The sequence below is a fragment of the Asaia sp. SF2.1 genome (assembly GCF_000505765.1).
Lineage (GTDB): Bacteria > Pseudomonadota > Alphaproteobacteria > Acetobacterales > Acetobacteraceae > Asaia > Asaia bogorensis.
This window is the reverse complement of record NZ_AYXS01000049.1, coordinates 945-3,226: the sequence shown is the minus strand read 5'-3', so window position 1 is coordinate 3,226 and position 2,282 is coordinate 945. Positions and strand designations below refer to the sequence as shown.

The following is a 2,282-nucleotide window of genomic DNA, read 5'->3' as shown; positions in this document are numbered from 1 at the left end:
TTTGGTCGGATGACAAAACGGGCAGGCCTGACCAACCTTACCTTTCATGATCTGCGTCATGAGGCGACATCGCGTCTCGCGCGCTATCTCGCGAACCCGCTGGATCTGATGCGTGTCACCGGACATCGCGATATGAAATCGCTCGACCGATACTACCAGCCTATCATGCAGGAACTTGCAGATAAGATTGAGGCGAATGAACTAATGTCTGTCGAACAGACATGACCTCTACCCTATACCTACTTCCGATAAATTATATTATCGGAAGTAGGTTCAGTGGGCGCGAAACGGACGTATACGGGTTTACTTTGCAGAGCTGCGTCCGGAATCTGACATGTCACCGCATGGGTCAGCTCGCTTCGCTAGTCTTCAAATAAGTGTCAGCGCTTTTTCGAGGGCCGTATCTCGATTGGCAAACAGATCATATACCGTATTGGATGGAACAATGATGTCGGGCACCACACCCTGGTGGGATGGACGTAATTTTGGAGCGAGAAAGCGTGCCGTGGTGAGATAGACCGGGAAGCCAATGTTTGGTATGTGAAATTTATACAACAGGCCTGACCCCGTCGCCGGCTCACCAGTTTCCTGTCCTATAATGGTGGCGAGGCCATAATCTTTAGCTGCTAACGCACAGGCCATTCCTGAAGAAAATGTTGCAGGCGATATGAGAAGGTAGACTGGGCCGCTGAACCGGCAGGGGAGAGGTTTCGGTGATACCAGTCCATCTGACGGACCTTCGGTAAATGAAATGACTTCGCCAATTGGCGCTGACCACGCTTTGGAGCCATAATACCTAGTATATTTACCCTGACCATAATCCGCTTTTATTATCGCGTTTGATCGTACAATCTTCCCACCGAATTGCTTGAAGGGACGTGATTGGGCGTAGCACCAGAGCCAGTTCGCGAGTTCGCTATCACCCCCGGAATTCCGGCGTATATCGATGATGAGTGCTTTAGCTGATTTTAATTGAAGGGTCGTGAAGCTTTCATCGAGAAAGGCACGAAATCTACTGAGATCCTCGCACCGGCGATATTCGATCAGGCCCACGTCGTTAGCAGCCCATCGAAAACTGTAAGGGGGTGTGTGGGGAAGAGACTGCGCGGTGCTTGGCGCGGGAACCAGAGACTCATGTTCGATACCAGCTCTATCCCGTCACCGTAAAAGGTATGCAGCCTTGACGCCGAACAGGGCGGCTGATGTCCATGCCCCTGTGCGCGAAACTCGTGACCGTATCAGTGCAGAAGTTTGCCCACCAAAAGCGCGGGTCGTCGTATCCAGATACTCGGCTGCGGAGATGTTCTCGATGTAAAGCACATGGGTGCCGGGAGGCAGGATGCCAGATCGGTCGTGCTCCACAATGAGGTTGCCGGATAGTTCGTCCACGGTGAAAGTTACAGGAAAATAGTGCGGCGCTTTATTCATCAGACCCGGGAAGCCGAGGGCCACATGACCATCATTCAGCGCTCCCAATAAGGGGGCGATTGTCATCCATGCATCCCGGACATACGTGGGTGATGTTATTCGCGCGCGTATCTGACGGTATAGATTTTCAACTGTCCCAGCCTCGGACGATTGAAATGGATTGGGAGAGATCTCGTGCAGAGTGAGCCAGATTGCATCAAGATCTTCGCGCAGGTTCTCTGAGGAAAGACGTGTATAACCGCCTCGCGCGCTAGCCCCTCCGCTGGCTGAAGCCAGTGCTGCAATCGTGCCGGCAAGAGCCTTCCGTCTGGAAATCATGGGCGTCAGACTTCTCCCCAGTAGACGACGATTATGCGGCGAGAGTGAGAGCAACGCAGCCTGAAATCTATGAAAATAACCTTCACCAAGGGCCGACAGTCATCATGCTGTTGCCCTGGCGTGGGACTCAAATCGCGCCCAGGTGCGCGCGCAAAGCATCAATAAATACCCGAACCTTTGAAGATAAGCTCCGATGCGCTGCGTAGACCGCATGTACCTCCACCGTCTCCGCTTCATAATCGGGGAGCAGTCTCACAAGCCGCCCCTCCTCGATTGAGGGGCTTGCCAAGAAGGCAGGCAAACGTCCGACCCCTCCCCGGTTCTCGAGGACGACCTGCAGGACGGCGGGCTCCGGGATGACGGATCGAACAGCGACGGGCACGCAATGCTCGCGGTTCGAGCTATCTTTAAAACGCCAGATCGACGGTTGATCGGTCCACCCAAGCAACTCATGATTGGCCAGGTCCTGCGGCGTTTGGGGCGTACCTCTTTCCATGAGATAGGACGGGCTGGCGCAGGGCCATAATTCGATCCTG

4 protein-coding genes are annotated in these 2,282 nt (G+C 53.9%); 1 reads left to right on the top strand and 3 read right to left on the bottom strand.

The features are described from left to right. A partial coding sequence (locus P792_RS37170) for a tyrosine-type recombinase/integrase (RefSeq protein ID WP_031241484.1) occupies window positions 1-225 on the top strand: 225 nt, incomplete at its 5' end. A 144-nt stretch (window positions 226-369) separates the two neighbouring features. Here the strand turns inward: P792_RS37170 and P792_RS36765 are convergent. The 3 genes from P792_RS36765 to P792_RS39275 all read right to left on the bottom strand — a co-directional run. Further along, on the bottom strand, window positions 370-1,053 hold the full coding sequence (locus P792_RS36765) for a S41 family peptidase (RefSeq protein ID WP_161630865.1): 684 nt from the start codon (window positions 1,051-1,053) through the stop codon (window positions 370-372). A gap of 105 nt (window positions 1,054-1,158) precedes the next feature. After that, window positions 1,159-1,494, bottom strand: coding sequence for a hypothetical protein (locus P792_RS37800; RefSeq protein ID WP_161630864.1), 336 nt, complete (start codon window positions 1,492-1,494; stop codon window positions 1,159-1,161). Between the two features lie 379 nt (window positions 1,495-1,873). Continuing rightward, window positions 1,874-2,282: LysR substrate-binding domain-containing protein (locus P792_RS39275; protein ID WP_031241480.1), on the bottom strand; the 409-nt coding region annotated here is incomplete at its 5' end.

What these genes read in the sequence shown, in the direction of transcription:
- P792_RS37800 (WP_161630864.1), bottom strand. Translation starts at nt 1,494, where the DNA reads ATGACAATCGCCCCCTTATTGGGAGCGCTGAATGATGGTCATGTGGCC.